Below are 327 nucleotides of genomic sequence, written 5' to 3' on the forward strand. Positions count from 1 at the left end.
AACCCCAGGCCGGGTCAGGCGCAGCCGCCACCCGGCACAAAATCGGCTCTGCGCCTGCTGTCATCGCCCGGTGGCGCGGCGCTTGCCGGGTCTGTGAGGTGTAGGCCTGGGAGAGGACCTTGTAGGCCGGGTAAGGCGCAGCCGCCACCCGGCACAAAATCGGCTCTGTGCCTGCTGTCATCGCCCGGTGGCGCGGCGCTTGCCGGGTCTGCGAGGTGTAGGCCTGGGAGAGGACCCTCCAGGCCGGGTCAGGCGCAGCCGCCACCCGGCGGAATAACGGTACAAGCGTCAATTTCCCTGTGCATACTGCGCCTGGCAGGGCTACAA

Annotated in this window: 1 protein-coding gene; it reads right to left on the bottom strand. The window is 68.5% G+C overall.

The window, feature by feature from the left end; translation table 11 throughout:
* A partial coding sequence (locus L2I46_RS29405; RefSeq protein WP_236948423.1) for a hypothetical protein occupies nt 1-292 on the bottom strand: 292 nt, incomplete at its 3' end.
* Nucleotides 293-327 lie beyond the last annotated feature (35 nt).

Source organism: Klebsiella sp. 2019SCSN059, assembly GCF_021739525.1.
Classification (GTDB): domain Bacteria; phylum Pseudomonadota; class Gammaproteobacteria; order Enterobacterales; family Enterobacteriaceae; genus Klebsiella; species Klebsiella quasipneumoniae.